The following is an 18,711-nucleotide window of genomic DNA, read 5'->3' on the forward strand; positions in this document are numbered from 1 at the left end:
ACAAATAATTTAATATCATGGAAGAGGTAAGAAACAACAGTGCTCAGAATCTAGGGATTGCGGCACTTATTACAGCGATAATAACTTTTGTACTTGCAGTTATTCCCTGTGTCGGGCTGATAGCTATAATCCCCGGGATTATAGCAATTATACTGGCATCTGTTGGTCTGTCGCAGGCATCAAGAAATAATGCACCAAAAGGAGTTTTAATTGCAGGTCTGATTATTGCGATCCTTGCATCGATGATCTCAATTTCGCAGGTGTTTGTGGCAGGTAAGATTGCTAAAAACGCTGATAAATGGCCTAATGAAATCCAGAATGTCATTAACGATGTTCAGGATAATGTCATCAAGGAACTCGAGGACAACAATGTCAATATTAAGATTGAGAGTAATGGTGAGACAGTAGAGATAAATGCCTCTACCCTGAAGAAAGATAAGGAGCAGAAGCTTGAAGATCTTGAAGCCGGAAGCACTCAGAAAGATGACTCTGTTGCCGTTAAAAAATAATCCTATAACTGAATTTCTTAAGGTAAGGGTCAGAAATGAGCCTTACCTTATTATAAATATTTTCTTTGCCGGAGTTATTGCATTGATCTTTGCATACTCCGGCATTTTTTCGCCTGAAAAAAACAACTATCCTGTTGCTTGTATACATGAACAAATCACAGGGGAACAATGTATTTCCTGTGGATTATCGCATAGTTTTTCACTTATTGTAAGAGGAAGGATAGCAGAGGCTTATCAGTGGAATATGTACGGGATGAGGGTATTCCTGTTCTTCGCTGCTCAGTTGATCCTGAGGATCCGTTTCTCACTTTCCTATATCAACAATAAGGCTACACAGAAAGAGCTGATAATTACTGATTGCCTTGGATCGGTATTAATATTCCTGATTGCATTCTGGCCTTATATTGCTAAAATAGTTTCTGATATTTTTTGAATTAATTGCCGTTGGCTTCAGCCAACGGTATGAGAAACTAAGCATGAATGGGCTTTAGCCCATCAAATCCTATAGGACTAAAGTCCTGAGGAAGTGAAAATTCCTTATCCGTCGGTTAAAACCGACGGCAATTGATTAAAATATTCAGCTTCGGTAAAAAAAATTAATCTTCAGATTCATTTAACACCTCATACAACAGACTGCTCTCGAATCCTTTTGATAATCCGTACCTTAGAAGTTTTGCCTTAAGATCGTACTGATTTTTGGATTTAACTGATCTCCGGTGACTTGTTATCAGGTCCTTAAGTACCCTTGTATATATATCATAGTCAATCGAATCAAGGGCCTCTCTGATAATGTCTCCCGCTATATTTCTGTGTCGGAGGTGGGCGGCAATTTTTATTTTACCCCACTTGTTATAATTGAATTTATCTTTTACAAAAGCTGTGGCAAACCGTTTCTCATTAATAAAGTTCTCTTTAATAAGATTTTCTATTACTTTTTCTGAATCGCTGCCGGATACTCCCCATGATATCAGTTTATTCCTGATATCATCGCAGCAGTATTCCCTCCTCGAGCAAAGAGCCATAGCCTTGTTAAGAGCAGTTTTATAGAGCGTGCTTTCAGGCATTTTTCAATCCTTTAATAATCCTGTCCCGGCCATTGATATCTTTAAATTCTTCAATTTTGATATAACCAAATGAAATGAGGAGGTCATACATTTGAATACCAAGAGCCTCGTTGATTTCGAACCATACTTCCCCGTCGGGTAAAAGGATTTTCCCGGCTATTTCCAGGATTGATCTGTAGAATACCAAGGGATCACTATCACTTACGAAAAGTGCCTGATGGGGCTCAAAGTCCAGTACATTCCTGTTCATCAGTTTTTTCTCAGAGTCTCTGACATAAGGCGGATTACTAACAATAATTCCTGCCATAGGAATGAGACTATAATCAAAGTTAAGGATGTCTCTTTTCAGGAAGGAAACCTTAGTATTATTGAGAATGGCATTTTCCCTGGCAACCGTAAGAGCATCCTCTGCCAGATCAATCCCAAATACTTCTGAACCGGGTAAATTCCTGGCAAGTGCAATTGCAATACATCCCGATCCGGTGCCGAAATCGATAATATTTCCTTTAAATCCGTCATTTTGTTTTAACAGATAATGAACGAGCTCTTCAGTTTCAGGCCGGGGAATAAGAGTTGCTTCAGTGACTCTTATCCTGCAATCGTAAAAAAATGTTTCTCCCAGAACATACTGGATTGGTTTCCCCGATTTTAGCTCTCTGCAAATCTTAATGCACCTTTCAGTCTGAATGCCGGTAACTGTCTGGTCAGACAGATAGACCTGATGCAACTTTGTTACTCCAAGGATAGTCTTGATAATAATATTGGTGAGGGCAGTTAATTCAGGTTCCTGGTAGATTGCATCAAGTTCCTGAAACAGATAAATCCTGATATCTTTTATTGTTTGTATCTTAACACCCATGACTCAAATTTAGTCTTTTAAGTGAAATGGAAGAGAGCGGACATAACAAATTCATGAGAAGATGCCTGGAACTTGCTTCCGCTGCTGAGGGTATGACTTACCCTAATCCACTCGTGGGTTCAGTTGTGGTTTATGATGGGAAAATTATAGGAGAAGGATATCATCTCAGGGCCGGAGGGCCTCATGCTGAAGTTGTTGCAATTAGTTCTGTTTCAGACAAATCACTACTTAAAGGCTCAACATTATATGTAAACCTTGAGCCTTGTTCTCATTTTGGTAAAACCCCTCCATGTGCTGATTTCATCATTGCGAATAAAATTCCAAGGGTAGTAATCGGAACAGTCGACACAAGTAAAAAAGTTTCAGGAAAGGGAGTAAAAAAGCTAAAGGATGCCGGATGCGAAGTCATTTCCGGCATACTGGAAGCCGAATGCAGATGGTTGAACAGAAGGTTTTTTACATCAAATGAGAAGCAAAGACCATGGATTGTTCTAAAGTGGGCACAAAGCGCTGATGGTTATATTGATATTTTAAGGCCGGAAAATAATGCTAAGAAGCCTACATGGATCTCAGGCAAACCTGAAAGGATTCTTGTACATAAGTGGAGGGCATCAGAACAGTCAATTCTGGTAGGTGCCGGCACTATACGTGCTGATAATCCGAGACTGAATGTAAGAGAATGGAAAGGTAATGATCCGGTTAGGCTAATTCTCAGTAAGTCAGGTGTTTTAAGAAATGATATAGCTGTGAATGAAACAAATGGCACAGTTGTTGTGTTTAGTCATAATACCGGGTCAGAAAACGGGAAAACAGTTAAGGTTAAACTTGAAGAAGGTATTCCTTCTTCGGAACAGATTATGGGGTATCTGAACAGGGAAGGAATTCAGTCGTTGTTTATTGAAGGGGGAGCTGAAGTACTTAACCATTTTTTATCAGAAGGGTTATGGGATGAGGCACGGATTTTTACAGGCAAAAGACATTTTAACGGTGGTTTGAAAGCTCCGGTAGTGAAAGGTATCAATATTTCTAGTACAAATTTTGAAGGGAGTTTATTAGAAGTATTTTTAAATGAATGCAATAAGGCTTTGATTACAATTGATAATATAAATTAAAATATTTAATTTTGATAGTTGGAATGGATTAATAAGTTAAGCACTACAGATATGAAAAAGCAGGTATTTTTGATTACAGTAATTATTGTCCTGGTTTCAGTGAGTACTTTTGCTCAGAATGGCAAGAAGTATTACAAGGCAGGAGTAGAATTTGCTGAAGGGTTGAAGTTTGAAGATGCTATAGTGCAGTTTACCAGTGCAATAGGCATTGAACCTTCTAATCCGGATTATTATTTTGCCAGGGGAGAGGCATATGAAAGTGTATTAAAATATACAGAGGCAAAGGCAGATTTTGAAAAACTACTCGTTTTTGCTCCTAAAAATGTTGATGCCCTTGTCCATCTCGGGAAGGTTAACAATTCTATGAAGTCTTATGAGGAAGCCCTGATTGTTTTAAACAGAGCAACAAAGTTAGATAAGCGTGATCCCAATGTTTATAAGGAGAAAGTAATTACTCTGATGGGACTCAAAAGGTTTGATCAGGCTTTGAAAGCTTCGGACACCGCTATAATTATAAAAGATACTCCGATGGATTATTATTACCGTGGTGTGATATACAGGAGCCTTAATAATGATATTCTTGCTAAAAGAGAACTTGAAAAAGCAATATCAAAAGACAAGAAGCTGGCAGATCCGCGTCTGGAACTTGCTGATCTGCTGATTGCTTCCAATCCTCAGGAGGCAATGGTGCAGTGTAATGAAGTTCTTAAAAATGATGACCGGAATACAAAAGCATATATGGTAAGGGCAAAGATCTATAAGAAGAATCTTGACTATCCAAGTGCAATAAATGATATCTCTAAAAATATTCTGATAGATCCTTCCAATCCGGATTTTTATCTTGAAAGAGGTACATTCTATCAGGAATTTAACCAGCATCCCAATGCGATAAATGACTATTCAAAATATATTTCTCTGAGACCTGATTCATCAGTTGGATACTTTAAAAGAGCAAGGTCTTATGAAGAGATCATGAATTATGATAAGGCAATAGCTGACTATAACAAGATAACAATTCTTTCAGAGTTTGACATGAGAGCACGTAAGTCTCTTAAAGAAGCACAGGTAAGACTTTATGAACTTAACAGGGAAAAAGATTCTCCTGAAATTGCTATTGTGAGCCCGCTACCTGTTAAGGATACTATAGAGATCAGAGGTGATAAAGCTGCGATCCTTATTACAGGGAAAATTAAAGATAAAAGCAAGATCAAGTCTTTTCTTGTTAACAACGGACCGGTTAATATTGCCGAGAAGAACGGAGAATATGAATTTTTATCAAATATCGACATCACAGGCATGAATGCAGTAACACTGGTGGCCCGCGATGATTATGATAATGAAAAGTCAATAAGTTTTCCGATTAAGCGTACCGAAATAGATCCGCCTTCAATCGCACTTGTTGCACCTTACACATCAGAAGAAGGACAGGTCTATCTCGATTCTTCAACTCCGAACATTGCTATTCAGGGAAAGATAACAGATGCAAGTAAGATCAAATCTATTCTTATAGGTGATGTTTCCGCCAGCTACAGCAGCAGAGAGTATAATCCTTCATTTACCGCAACACTCGATGTATCCAATATCAATAAATTTACAGTTGTAGTTGAAGATATTTACGGTAATAAGAAGGAATCTGAATTTACAATTAACCGTGAAGGCGCTCAGATTGCTGAAAATAACCCTATGGGCAGGACCTGGGTTGTATTTATTGAAAACTCCAGCTATGAGAATTTTGCTGCACTCGACGGGCCGGTTAAAGACGTTAGTACAATAAACAGGGCGCTTGCCAACTATCAGATACATAATATCATTCATAAGAAGGATATGACGAAAGCCGATATGGAAAAGTATTTTAATATCGAACTTCGTGATCTGGTTAAGAAAAACCAGGTAAAATCTCTTCTGGTTTGGTATGCAGGCCATGGTAAATTCATAAACGACATAGGTTACTGGATTCCTGTTGATGCAAAAAGAGATGATGAGTTTACTTATTTTAACATCAATGGACTTAAGGCAGGTTTGCAGGGCTACGAAAGCGTAGTGGTTCATACTCTCGTTGTTACTGACGCATGTGAATCGGGTCCCGGATTTTTTACTGCAATGCGTTCTTCAAATGAATCTCCTACCTGCGACAACACGCTTGTTGCCGGAGCAAAATCGGCACAGGTATTCTCATCTGCCGGATATCAGCTTGCTTCAGATAATTCAAAATTTACTGCAACATTTGCCAACACTCTAATGAATAATAAGAATGCCTGTATACCTATTGAAACTATTGTTCAGTCTGTAACATCAGCGGTTGCAACAGAGACTGGTCAGAAGCCAAAGTTCGGTAAGATACAGGGCCTGGAAGATATGAACGGAACTTTCTTCTTTATAGCAAAATAGATAAAGTATGTCAGTCATAAAAGCCATTAAGAGCCAGACAAAAATATTTGTCTGGCTTATGCTGTTTTTACCTGTAATGGTAACCAGTGTAAAAGCACAGCAATATTTTTTTGATAACTACAGTATAAAACAGGGTTTAAGTGAACAGAAAGTTTATAGCCTGCTGCAGGATTCAAAAGACTATATATGGCTTGGAACGGCGAATGGTGTTTCACGGTTTGACGGTAAAAAGTTTGAGAACTTCACATCGCGCGACTCCCTGGCAACAGGAGGCGTATGGAGCATCACAGAAGATTCCCTGGGATATATATGGTTTGGTCATTTAAACGGAGGAGTCTCAAGGTATAATGGCAGGCAATTTGAGCATGCTACATTTGATTCTCTGATGATTGCAGGAGATGTCACCAGTATAACCCAGATTAAAAACAGGATCTGGTTCACAACTTCTGCCGAAGGGGCAATTCTTGCAGATTTTCCTGTTAAGAATATTGATAACATTAAGGTAAAACAGTTCAGGGGTAAAAACGGATTAAGCGATCAGGTTTTTGGTGCCGCTGTTATCCGTGACGGATCCTTTATCTGTATCGCTGATGTCGGACTTAGAAAGTATAATCCTGAAGTTGAAAAATTTGAAAATTACAGGATGCCACATATGACCACCTATTTTACTTCTACAAGTATGCTTGAAGATAAAGATGGGAATTTATGGTTTGGAACTTACAATGGTGGTCTATATAAGTATGTGAAGTCAGAAAGCCGGATGGATATGATAGATCTTCCCAAAGCCGGATTAAAGAGTAACTGGGTCTCATGCATTAGTGAAGATAGTAAGGGACGTATCTGGGTTGGAACTTTCGGAGGCGGAATAGCGTTGATTGAAGGTTCGGTTATACGGAAGTTTGACACTGATAATGGTTTGAAGGCCTCAAAGATCTATGATATTGTTGAGGATGTTGAAGGAAATATTCTCATTTCTGACCAAACCAACGGATTGACAATCTTCAAAGGTGATGCTTTCTTAACAATTAATGAAAAAGAGATACTACCCGATCCGAACGTTAATGCGATTTACCAGGACAAGTCAGGGTCATTATGGTTTGGAACAAATGCCGGAATATCTCGTTATTTGCCGGGATCGGATAAAAAAGCTATCATATATAATGAAGCCAGTAATTCAATCTATCAGGACATCAGATTCTTCAGAGAGGACAGGGATGGCAATTTATGGATCGGATCAAATGAAGGCGGAGTTATCGTGTACAATATGAAGACCTCAAAGTTTGAGGCACAGCCATATATAAACTCAATTCTTTATAGAGGTGGTCAGGTGAAAGCCCTTGAGATCGACAAAGAAAATAATCTTTGGATAGGAACCGTCGACGGAGTTGCGGTCGGTACAATCAATGAGCAGAATTTTCAGCGTTATACCATCCTCGATAGCCTTACAGTTTCCACGATTACAGCTTTGTACTGTGATCCTAACGGGGATATGTGGGTTGGGACAGAACCGCGGGGCGTAAAACCAGGACTTATCAGGTATAACAGAAAAACAAAAGATTTCCAGTCAGTTACTGCACTTACCGGGATAATCCCAAAGACCCTGATTATGGATCAGACAGGTGTATTATGGATAGGTACAGGCCAGGGATTGCTTGCTTTAAGAAATGATTCTGTTCTGTTTACTGTCACCAAGGATGACGGTTTATTATCAGATAATATAAATCTGCTGACTGTTGGGAAAGACGGTAGTATATATATAGGGACAAATAATGGTTTAAACAGGTATTTTCCTGCGAGCAAAAGGATCTTTTCATATACTGAGAGAAACGGCTTCACGGGAATAGAAACCAAACCTAATGCAGTTTACGAAAGTCGTGTCGGGGAATTGTGGTTCGGAACAGCTAACGGAGCAACAAAACTGACTCCGGAAAAGACATCTACAAGGGAACTGGAACCTCTTACTCACATTATGGGAATGAGAGTTAACTATGAAACAGTTGAAATGGTTCCGGGTATGAAACTTAGCTATAGTGAAAGATCTGTACTTTTCGACTATTACAGTATCTGCCTTACAAATCCTGATGTTGTAAGATATAAGGTCAAACTTGAGGGAGCAGATGTTGACTGGAGGCCGGTTACAGATCAGACTAGAGCAATTTATTCGGGACTACCTGCCGGAAAATATACGTTCATGGTTATTGCCAGTAACAGTCAGGGAATATGGAATAACAATCCGGTAACATACAGTTTTATAATTAAACCACCATTCTACCTTTCATGGTGGTTTATTCTGACAGCTGTTATTCTGACTGTTGTCATCGTGGTTCTTTACATCCATATGAGAGAACAGAGTCTTATTAAAGAAAAAATAATTCTTGAAGAAAAGGTTAGGGAGAGAACAGCAGAGGTTGTACAGAAAAGTATGGAGATCGAAGAGAAGAACAGGGATATTACTGCAAGTATCCGTTATGCAGAGCGTATTCAGAGGGCTATGCTTCCGCGTGAAGACACTTTTCTTGAAACATTCGTCCTGTTTATGCCTAAAGACATTGTGAGTGGTGATTTTTACTGGATGTATGATAATGGAGATCAGCAGTTTATAGCAGCATGCGACTGTACCGGACATGGTGTTCCGGGTGCATTTATGTCGATCATCGGACATAACTCGCTTAATAAAGTTGTAAGAGAGTATGGAATAACCAGGCCATCGGCTATTATGGATCAGCTTAATACTGAAGTTCTTAAAGCTTTGATGCAGAGAAATGAAGAGACAATAAATGACGGGATGGACATGGCTATTATCTCCTATGATAAGAAGAATCATAAACTCGATTTTGCCGGAGCTTATAACCCATTATATGTTGTCAGAAACGGAGAAGTCTTTGCTTACAAGGGCGACAGATTCCCGATAGGTATGACCGCGATTGGCGATAAAAAGAGCTTTACAAATCAAAGTATTGATATTCAGTCGGGCGATATGATATATATGTGTTCCGACGGTTATGCGGACCAGTTCGGATCGGCTGATGTAAAGAAATATAAGTCGGGAAATGTTAAGAAATTACTATCGGAGATTTATCATCTTCCGGTAGATGAGCAGCGTGAAAGACTTAAAAATGAAATTATTGAATGGAGGGGTGAACTTCAGCAGGTTGATGATATACTCTTCATCGGGACAAAAATACCCTAGAGTCAGATTTTAGCTATTTTCCTCCATTCTTCACTTCCTTTTTCCCTGTTTACCAGGGCATTCAGAGCCTCTTCAGGTGTGCTAACTACCTGCCAGATACCTTTATGTTCAGATCTTAGAAAATGGTTCTCAACCATATTTTCAAGAAAATCAATAAGATGATCATAGAACCCCAGGGTATTAAGAATAATAATAGGTCCGTCAAAAAGGCTCAGTTGTTTAAGTGTTATCGCCTCTGTAAGTTCTTCGAGCGTCCCAACGCCTCCGGGTAATGCAATGACACCATCGGAAAGATCGAACATCTTCTTTTTTCGCTCCCCCATATCAAAGGTTACTATCATATCCTCAATACCGTTATGCCCCCAGCCTTCGTCCTGCATAAAAGAGGGAATAACACCGGTAACCTTTCCTCCGTTCTTAAGTACAGCATCGGCAAGTATTCCCATGAGACCTATTCCGCCGCCGCCATATACCACTTCAATATCCGAGACAGCAAGAATCTCTCCAAGCTTTGAAGCGGCACTGTTGTATTCATTGTTAATACGGCTGCTTGATGAGGCAAACACACAAACTTTCATAAAGAAGAATTAAAAAGGCCGTTACAGATAAACCGAACGGCCATATTTTAAAAGAAAATATACTAAAGAAGGGCGGTAAGTTTTGCTACAAATGTGTTCTTAGGGACAGCACCAACCTGCTTGTCAGCAATCTTTCCTCCTTTAAAGTAAAGAACAGTAGGAATGTTCCTGATGCCAAATTTTGCAGCAACGCCGGGATTGCTGTCAACATCGCATTTTAATACCAGAGCTTTCCCTGAATATTCATTTGAGATCTCTTCAATAATCGGGCCTACCATTCTGCATGGTCCGCACCATTCTGCCCAGAAATCAACTAGAACAGGTTTATCTGATTTCATTACCAGTTCATCAAAATTGCTGTCGGTTACCTCTTGTGCCATAATTATAAATTGTTTAGTAGTTTACCATATTTACCAGCGGCAAAGATAGCTAATTAACTTTAAATTCTATGCCGGGATGATCTTCAAGATATGATATAAAACTGTTGTTGAGCCTTACCCTTATTGTTCTTGAAAACATCGGAAGAGAAATTTTATCCTCGGAGTCAAGAAAGAGAAACTTCAATTCAGTCTCGCCCTTATTCTCATGAACCAGCTCCTTCAGTTCATTTATCATCTCTGCATTTATGTTTTCAGGATCGACCTTTAGTGTTACAGATTTAATAAGTTCATCCTTTACACTTGACAGAAGATTAATTGTTTTGATCTTGAACTCAAGTTCATCTTCCTTATATTTTCGTTTCTGTACTCTTCCTTTAATAAGAAGATAGTACCCCATTGTGAAAAACTTACTGTTATCAATGAATTCCTTATCGAACATCATAAACCTGAAAGAGTCAGTATAATCCTGAATTGTAAATGAACCATATGGCTTTCCGTTTTTCCCGATGCCGTTTCTTGTTTCTGTCACCATTCCTGCCACAGTAACGTCACGGTCGAGATAATCACGCATATTTTGCAGATCAGCAAGTGTGGCTGTAGTAAAAGTATTTATCTCAAGTTTAAAATCATCTAATGGGTGAGATGAGAGATAAATTCCTATTACTTCCTTCTCTCTGTTGAGTTTTTCAAGTTTTGGCCAGTCGGGACATGGTGAAGGTTCAGGTTTCACCATGTCAAATCCGCCTGATTCACCAAAAAGTGACTGCTGGCTCGAGTTCTTTAACATTCTGGCGTTATTGCCGTATCTGATAAGACTTTCGATAAAGCTTGTACCTTTTGTATCAAGTGAAAAATATTGTGCTCTTATTACACTTCCGAAACAGTCGAATGCACCTGCAACGGCCATTGCCTCGAGGTTCTTTTTGTTAAGGGAGTTAAGGTTAACCCTCTCAACGAGATCATAAATATCCCTGAAAAGTCCATTCTTTTCTCTCTCCTCAATTAGCTGTAAAACAGCGCTTTCCCCGACTCCTTTTATCGCTCCGAGGCCGAATCTTATATTTCCGTCCTTATTTACAGTGAACTTGAGATTACTTTCATTAACATCCGGACCGAGAACTTCCATGCCCATCCTGCGTGTCTCGTCCATAAAGGTTGTGATCTTCTTTATATCGCTGATGTTACGGCTTAGAACAGCAGCCATATACTCTGCAGGGTGGTTTGCTTTCAGATATCCAGTCTGAAATGCAACCAGAGCATAACATGTTGAATGAGATTTGTTGAAGGCATACTGGGCAAAGGCTTCCCAGTCGGACCATATTTTATTTACAATAGATACATCATAGCCTTTCTTTGTACAGCCTTCCTGAAATTTGATTTTCATCTCATCCATTATAGAGCGCTTCTTTTTCCCCATTGCTTTCCTGAGGGAGTCAGCTTCGCCCTTTGTGAAACCGGCGAGCTCCTGCGATAGTAACATCACCTGTTCCTGATATACCGTAATGCCATAAGTATCATTAAGATACTTCTCCATTTCGGGAATAGGATAGTCTATTTTCTCTGTGCCGTGTTTCCTTCGGATGAACTTGGGGATATACTCCATTGGTCCCGGTCTGTACAGAGCATTCATCGCTATAAGGTCCTCCAGTCTGTTTGGCTCAAGATCCCTCAGGTACCTTTTCATACCGGTTGATTCAAACTGGAATATTGCAGTAGTTTCACCGTTGCTGAAAAGCTCAAATGTTTTCTTATCATCCAGGGGGAGATCATCAATATCAATCTCTATACCTTTCGATTTCTTTATATTGTCGATAGCATCTTTGATTATGGATAGGGTTTTGAGCCCTAAAAAGTCCATTTTAAGAAGCCCAACAGACTCTACATGGCTTCCGTCATATTGTGTTGCATACAGATCAGTGTCTTTTGCAGTACAGAGGGGGATATAATTATCAAGGGAGTCTTTACCTATTATAATACCGCAGGCATGAACTCCTGTTTGTCTCACAGAGCCTTCGAGTACTTCCGCATATTTGAGTGTCTGGGCAATCAGTTTATTTGAGGAGTCTCTTTCTTTAGCAAGCTCAGGAACCTCTTCATAAGCAGCTTTAAGTGTTATTCCGGGACGTTCAGGAACAAGTTTGGCCAGTCTGTCGGCATCAGGCAGAGGCAGCTTCTGTACCCTGGCAACATCCCTGATTGCCATTTTTGCTGCCATTGAACCAAATGTTATAATATGGGCAACTTTATCGTGACCGTATTTATTAACAACATATTTCAAAACCGAATCTCTTCCGTCTTCATCAAAATCAATATCAATATCAGGCATTGAAATACGGTCAAGGTTAAGAAACCTCTCGAAGAGAAGTCCATACTTTATTGGATCTATATCAGTTATCCTGAGGCAAAAAGCTACTGCAGACCCTGCTGCTGACCCTCTTCCGGGTCCGACTGAGACACCCATCTCCCTGGCTGCCCGAAGAAAGTCCTGGACAATAAGGAAATACCCGGGAAATCCCATTTTGGCGATCATGGCAAGCTCAAAGTCAAGTCTTTCAGTCTGTTCGTTTGTAAGAGTACCCCACCTTTTTTCAGCTCCTTTATATGTAAGAAATTTCAGATACTCATCTTTGTCTGTAAATCCCTGAGGTAATTCGAACTCGGGCATTATAGGATCATGATCGAGTTTGTATTTTTCAATTTTCTCAACCAGTCCGGCAACATTGTCAACAGCTTCTGGAATATCGCTGAAGATTACACGCATCTCTTCTTCACTCTTGAGGTATTCCTGTTTTGAATACCTTAACCTGTTAGGATCATCAATATCCTTAGCTGTATTAATACATATAAGTCTGTCGTGTGCTTCCGCATCTTCGGCATTGATGAAATGGACATCATTTGATGCAAGGATCTTAACATTATGTTTGGCAGAAAGCTTCCTGAATGCCTCAATTACTTTCTGCTGAAGCGGGAATGCAGATCTGTCTGCTTCGGGATCGTAAGTTTCATGTCTCTGGATCTCGAGGTAGAAATCATCTCCGAATATATCCTGATAGGTTTTAAGGGCAGCTTCTGCTCCCTGCATTGTCCCGTTGAGAATCTCATCCTGTATCTCGCCTGCCAGGCACGCAGAAGAGGCTATAATGCCTTGGCTGTATTTTTTAAGAAGCTCTTTATCAACACGGGGTTTGTAATAAAAACCTTTTATCCAGGCAATTGAAACAAGTTTAATCAGGTTTTTATATCCTGTAAGATTTTTAGCGAGCAATATAAGATGGTCGCCCGACCGGTCCTCTTTAACATTTACCTCACCAATAGATCTCTTGGCGACATAGATCTCACAACCGATAATTGGTTTAATTCCTTTTTTAGAAGCATGATTATGAAACTCTTTTACCCCGAACATGTTACCATGATCGGTTATCGCAACTGCATCCATACCAAGGGTTTTAACCCTTTCCATCAGCAAACTTATATTTGAGGCCCCATCGAGGATAGAGTATTGAGTATGAAGATGTAAGTGAGCAAATCCTGCCATTGGTCGAACATTAAATATCGGTGAGTCCAGTTCACAAAAATAGCTAAAATAGAAATAAGAAAATGGTGGAAACGGCAAGTGTGAATAAATATTCTGTTGGACAAAAATTGCCTTTTGTTAGGTCAAATCTGCATAGTGTTGGTTGATCGAAAATATCCGGAATCATATAGATTATTTTGTTAACTGTGACTTAGTCACTATTTGAGACAGTAAAAAGGAATCCATGAATTCCTGAATTTTTTAATTATTAAACTAACCTAAAAGCTATGAGAAAACTTCTCTTGTTATTTTTAGTTTTTTTCTCGGTATCACTATCGGTGATAGCCCAGCAAAAAACAATTACCGGCACTGTAATCTCCTCTGTTAAGGAGGAAGGTGCATTGCCGGGGGTTTCTGTTTCTGTAAAAGGAACAACAACAGGTATCATCACCGATTTGAACGGCAAATATTCGCTCCAGGTACCTGGGAATGCAACTGCGTTGGTCTTTTCCTATATTGGAATGAAGAAGCAGGAGGTTCCGATTGACAACAAAACGGTGATTGATGTAGTACTTGAACCTGACCTGTTGGGATTAGATGAGGTTGTTGTAACGGCAATCGGGATCTCAAGGGAGAAAAAATCTCTCGGGTATGCTGTTCAGGATGTGAGCGGTGAGAATATCAACAGGGCAAAAACGGGTAATGTTCTTTCGGCAATAACCGGAAAGGTAGCTGGTGTAAATATTACCAGTTCAGCCGGAACTGCAGGCGCTGCTTCATTTATTAACATCCGCGGACAGAACTCAATTACCGGAAGTAACCAGCCTCTTTTCGTTGTCGACGGGGTTCCGATAGACAACTCGATGGATTATTCAGGTAATCCTGACGATTTGCAGAATAACCTTACTCAGGGTTATAATTATTCAAACAGGGCTATTGATTTGAATCCCGATGATATCCAAACAATCTCTGTATTAAAAGGAGGTGCTGCAACAGCTCTTTACGGGATGAGGGCAGGCAACGGAGCCATATTAATCACAACCAAGAAGGGCAGTGATACCGGAGGTAAGATAGGTATCAGTATTTCTTCTTCAGTTGCTTTTGACAAAGTTAACAGACTTCCTGAAATACAAATGATGTATGCTCAGGGATATAACGGAGTTTATGCAACAAATACTCCTTATTCCTGGGGGCCTAAAATTTCAGATTTGCGCTACGATGGTGCAACTGATTATCCACGCGACCGCAATGGCAGACTTGTACTGGCAACTAATCCGGCAGCCAAAGCCGATTTATACGCCAACGCTTATGATAACCCGGGAAATTTCTTCCAGACAGGACTTACATATAATAATAACGTTTCCCTATCCGGAGGAAATAAAGATGCAAACTTCTTTATCTCAATCGGGAACAACTCATCAAAGGGTATTATCCCGAGAAACACATTCGGAAAAACATCTGTTAAGATGATCGGGGAGACAAAACTGGGAGATAAACTCAGAGTATCAGCCAGTGCAAACTACATCCGTTCCGGCGGAGAAAGAGTGCAGCAGGGATCTAACACTTCAGGTGTTATGCTTGGTCTGTTTCGGTGTACTCCGACATTTGACAATAGTAACGGACATGGGAAAGACGGCTATAAATATGAAGACGCTTATATGCTTACAGATGGTTCAGGCCTTCCCCGCAGATATGCCGGATATGATAATCCATACTGGACTGTTAACAAAAATAATATGATAGACCAGGTCGACCGGTTAATAGGATATGCAATGCTGGTTTACAATCCGCTTTCAAACATGACAGTGACCTACAGAATCGGAGAGGATGTATACTCGGATAAAAGGAAAGGCCACACAGCTCTTATGTCGGCAAATATTCCCGATGGACAGCAGGAAGAGGATTTCCATTACAATAACAGTATTAACTCTGACCTTACTGTTAATTATACAAAGGAGCTCCTCCCTGGATTTTCAACCAGTCTGACCGCAGGCCAGAACATGTTCCAGAGTCAAACCCAGCAGATATATACACAGGGTAATGGATTTGTAGTTCCTGATTTCTATCACATGTCCAATACTTCATCACAGCTTGTGCGTGAGAATACTACAAAATACCGCACTGCTGCCCTTTTTGCTGATCTTCAATTCTCATTCAAAAATATGCTCTATCTGGGTTTAACAGGAAGGAATGAGTGGTCGACTACATTGCCGGTAGATGATAACAGCTTTTTCTTCCCCTCTGCCAGCCTTGGTTTTATTTTCAGTGAGTTACCCGGACTGAAGGGGAATGATATTCTTTCCTATGGTAAATTACGGGCATCGTATGCTAAAATAGCAAACCATGCTACACCTTATAATATAGAAAACACATTTACTTCAGCTCAGATTACTGACGGATGGGCTACCGGAGGATCTTTCCCGTTCAATGGGATTGCCGGATTTGCACCGTTTAATACACTGGCAAACCCAACAATAAGACCTGAGATTCTTTTATCCAGAGAGTTAGGGCTGGAGGTGAAACTTCTTAATAACAGGATGAATTTTGATATTTCTTACTACAACAATCAAAACAGCGATTTGCTGATTAGTGTTCCGGTTACAGGAAGTACAGGATATAATGCCCAGTATATGAATGCTGCAACAATGGAAAACAAAGGTATTGAGATAATGGCCAATGTGGTTCCTGTTTCAACAAATGATTTTAGCTGGGGTGTAACTTTCAACTTTTCACAGAACAAAAACAAAGTACTATCGCTTGCTCCGGGAGTTACTGATATCAGCCTAGGCGGTTTTACCGGCAGTACAATAAATGTAGTGGCAGGTGAGCCCTATGGAAGTATGTTCAGTACAAGTTTTTACAAGGATGACCAGGGACGAGTAATAATTAATGATGATGCTACAAATGCAGGGTATGGTTATCCGATTCTTGATCCGACAATGAAATCGCTGGGAGCAATCTCTCCCAACTGGCTGTTGGGTATCAGCAGTGACCTCTCATACAAGGGATTAGGCTTTTCTTTCCTGTGGGATATTAAGAATGGCGGAATCATGTGGGATGGCACAAGATCAAGACTTGTTGGTTTTGGGGTTGCAAAAGTCACTGAAAACAGGGGAGAGGCTGTTACCTTCGAGGGAGTAAAAGGCCATGTTACTGATGGAGTTGTGGTTACATCAGGTGTGACAAATGATATCCAGACTACTTACTCGCAATATTATTATGTAAATATCGGAGGAGGAGCAGGCCCGGCTCAGGAACAATTTGTAGAAAAAACCGATTGGGTAAGACTGCGTGAAGTAACTCTTTCCTATGATTTTGGCAAGATTATAAAGAATTCCTTCCTGAAACAGATGAATGTGTATTTTACAGGTCGTAACCTCTGGTTATCAACACCTTATAAGGGCATTGATCCTGAAACTAACCTGATGGGTGCATTTAACGCACAGGGACTTGATTATTTTAATATGCCTAATACAAAGTCATATGTATTTGGTTTAAAACTAGATTTTTAATTCTATAAAGTACCAGAAAATGAAAAAGATTTTTATTTCTATATTTTTATTAGCAGGGCTGTTTAGTTCATGCGATAAATGGATTGATCCGGAAATGAATGTGGATCCCAATAATCCCAAAGATGTTGCCCTGGCGCAACTGATTGCCCCTGTCGAAGCCAACCTTGCATATATCGTTGGAGGGGAGCTGGCCAGATGGGACTGTGTATGGATGCAGCAGATTGCCGGATTACAGAGTCAGGCAGCCAATAATGACATCTATATAATCAGTGAGTCTGATGTTACCAATGCCTGGAGCTGGAACCTGTATTCTCCGGGAATGATTGACACCAAGATTATTATGGATAAGGCAATTGCTACCAATTCACCTCATTATGCAGGTGTTGGTAAAATACTCATGGCTTATCAACTCGGTGTGGTAACTGATAACTGGGGTGATGTCCCCTATTCAGAGGCTTTAAAAGGAGCAGCTAATAATTTTAAACCTAAGTTTGATTCCCAGCAGGAAATATATAATACAATCTTTACGCTGCTGGATGAAGCTATAACAGACCTTGGTGCGGCTGCAAGTGTTTTCAGTCCTGATGTTGAGGATCTCATTTATAACGGAGATCTTGAAAAATGGACCAAGACAGCTTACGCTTTGAAAGCCAGATATAGCATTCACCTTGCTAAGAGGAATGGATCATCTGCATATACAAATGCTCTGGCTGCTGTTGCGAATTCATATACAAGCAATGATGATGATTTTAAGTTTGTTTTCGGGTCGGCATATAACAACTCTAATCCAATATATCAGTCTGAACAGGAGCGTGGCGGATACTATTCAGCAAGTGCAACATATGTAAATATGCTTTTAGCAAACAACGATCCCCGTTTATCGGTATATTTTGATGGAACAGTGGGCTCCATGCCGGGAGAACCTGATGCAAATGCTTCAACATTCGGAGCTGCATACGCCTCTGCAGAGTCACCGGTTTATTTAATGTCATATGCTGAGTTGAAATTCATTGAGGCAGAGGCAAGATTCAAACTTAATCCGGCCGATCCATTAGCAGTTACAGCGTGCAATGAAGGGATAAAAGCTTCACTTGAAAGGGAAGGAGTTTATGGCGACGGTACCTGGTTCAATGCCAATAAAGTGACTGCCGGCAATATCTCACTCGAGAAGATAATGAATCAAAAATACCTGAGTGCCTTCATGCAGATCGAAACATGGACCGACTGGCGCCGTACCGGATATCCTGTACTTGCTTTAGCAACAGGAGCAGTAACCAATGAGATCCCCCGCAGATTGCCTTATTCAGACGATGAGAGATTGTATAACTCTGTAAATTATCCTACCGGAGTGACTATTACAACACGGGTCTGGTGGGACGCTAACTAAAGAATACTAATTTTAATTTATCAATAGCCGGGGAGATTTCTCCGGCTATTTTTTTTTATTTTGTTTTTTAATCAATTTGATTTCAGATTTAAATATAAATTCGGTTATTTTGGTGTTTTTTTTATAAAAACAAAATAATATGAATAAATTTGTTTAATGACTCCTGTCCGAGTTTGGAACAGTAAATAAAAGAAAACGCAGTTAAATTTTTAAAACCT

Annotated in this window: 12 protein-coding genes; 7 read left to right on the plus strand and 5 right to left on the minus strand. The window is 39.9% G+C overall.

Features of this window, described 5'->3' with window-relative positions; genetic code table 11:
- The first annotated feature begins 17 nt into the window (after nucleotides 1-17).
- Together IPJ16_06855 and IPJ16_06860 are read left to right on the plus strand one after the other, a co-directional pair.
- Nucleotides 18-509 carry a hypothetical protein gene (locus tag IPJ16_06855; GenBank protein ID MBK7626907.1) on the plus strand — a complete coding sequence of 164 codons (492 nt, stop codon included), beginning with the start codon at nucleotides 18-20 and terminating at the stop codon, nucleotides 507-509.
- A complete protein-coding gene (locus IPJ16_06860; GenBank protein MBK7626908.1) occupies nucleotides 493-942 on the plus strand; it encodes a DUF2752 domain-containing protein in 450 nt (149 codons plus the stop codon). The genes IPJ16_06855 and IPJ16_06860 overlap by 17 nt, the downstream gene beginning before the upstream one ends.
- Nucleotides 943-1,105: 163 nt before the next feature.
- Here the strand turns inward: IPJ16_06860 and IPJ16_06865 are convergent, their stop codons facing one another.
- Entirely contained in the window at nucleotides 1,106-1,573 is a 468-nt protein-coding gene (locus IPJ16_06865; protein ID MBK7626909.1) for a RecX family transcriptional regulator, read from the minus strand.
- A complete protein-coding gene (prmC, locus tag IPJ16_06870; GenBank protein ID MBK7626910.1) occupies nucleotides 1,566-2,432 on the minus strand; it encodes a peptide chain release factor N(5)-glutamine methyltransferase in 867 nt (288 codons plus the stop codon). The genes IPJ16_06865 and prmC overlap by 8 nt, the downstream gene beginning before the upstream one ends.
- A gap of 26 nt (nucleotides 2,433-2,458) precedes the next feature.
- On the opposite strand from prmC, the gene ribD reads away from it, so the two are divergent.
- Genes ribD through IPJ16_06885 form a run of 3 tightly spaced genes read left to right on the plus strand, consistent with a single transcriptional unit; the run spans nucleotide 2,459 to nucleotide 9,122 of the window.
- Nucleotides 2,459-3,544, plus strand: coding sequence for a bifunctional diaminohydroxyphosphoribosylaminopyrimidine deaminase/5-amino-6-(5-phosphoribosylamino)uracil reductase RibD (gene ribD, locus IPJ16_06875; protein ID MBK7626911.1), 1,086 nt, complete (start codon nucleotides 2,459-2,461; stop codon nucleotides 3,542-3,544).
- Between the two features lie 51 nt (nucleotides 3,545-3,595).
- Complete coding sequence (locus IPJ16_06880) at nucleotides 3,596-5,932, plus strand: caspase family protein (GenBank protein MBK7626912.1); 2,337 nt, start codon at nucleotides 3,596-3,598, stop codon at nucleotides 5,930-5,932.
- 7 nt (nucleotides 5,933-5,939) lie between these two features.
- Nucleotides 5,940-9,122, plus strand: a complete 3,183-nt coding sequence (locus tag IPJ16_06885; GenBank protein MBK7626913.1) for a SpoIIE family protein phosphatase — start codon at nucleotides 5,940-5,942, stop codon at nucleotides 9,120-9,122.
- 2 nt (nucleotides 9,123-9,124) lie between these two features.
- On the opposite strand, the gene IPJ16_06890 is transcribed toward IPJ16_06885, so the two are convergent.
- The 3 genes from IPJ16_06890 to dnaE all read right to left on the minus strand — a co-directional run bounded on the left by IPJ16_06890 (nucleotide 9,125) and on the right by dnaE (nucleotide 13,615).
- Nucleotides 9,125-9,700, minus strand: coding sequence for a TIGR00730 family Rossman fold protein (locus IPJ16_06890; GenBank protein ID MBK7626914.1), 576 nt, complete (start codon nucleotides 9,698-9,700; stop codon nucleotides 9,125-9,127).
- Nucleotides 9,701-9,762: 62 nt separating this feature from the next.
- Entirely contained in the window at nucleotides 9,763-10,080 is a 318-nt protein-coding gene (trxA, locus tag IPJ16_06895; GenBank protein MBK7626915.1) for a thioredoxin, read from the minus strand.
- Between the two features lie 49 nt (nucleotides 10,081-10,129).
- On the minus strand, nucleotides 10,130-13,615 hold the full coding sequence (gene dnaE, locus IPJ16_06900) for a DNA polymerase III subunit alpha (GenBank protein ID MBK7626916.1): 3,486 nt from the start codon (nucleotides 13,613-13,615) through the stop codon (nucleotides 10,130-10,132).
- Between the two features lie 266 nt (nucleotides 13,616-13,881).
- Here dnaE and IPJ16_06905 point away from each other — a divergent pair, with 266 nt between their 5' ends.
- Together IPJ16_06905 and IPJ16_06910 are read left to right on the plus strand one after the other, a co-directional pair.
- A complete protein-coding gene (locus tag IPJ16_06905) occupies nucleotides 13,882-17,106 on the plus strand; it encodes a SusC/RagA family TonB-linked outer membrane protein (GenBank protein ID MBK7626917.1) in 3,225 nt (1,074 codons plus the stop codon).
- A gap of 19 nt (nucleotides 17,107-17,125) precedes the next feature.
- On the plus strand, nucleotides 17,126-18,493 hold the full coding sequence (locus tag IPJ16_06910) for a SusD/RagB family nutrient-binding outer membrane lipoprotein (GenBank protein ID MBK7626918.1): 1,368 nt from the start codon (nucleotides 17,126-17,128) through the stop codon (nucleotides 18,491-18,493).
- Nucleotides 18,494-18,711: the final 218 nt, after the last annotated feature.

The sequence above is a fragment of the Bacteroidales bacterium genome, from assembly GCA_016709865.1.
Classification (GTDB): Bacteria; Bacteroidota; Bacteroidia; order Bacteroidales; family VadinHA17; genus LD21.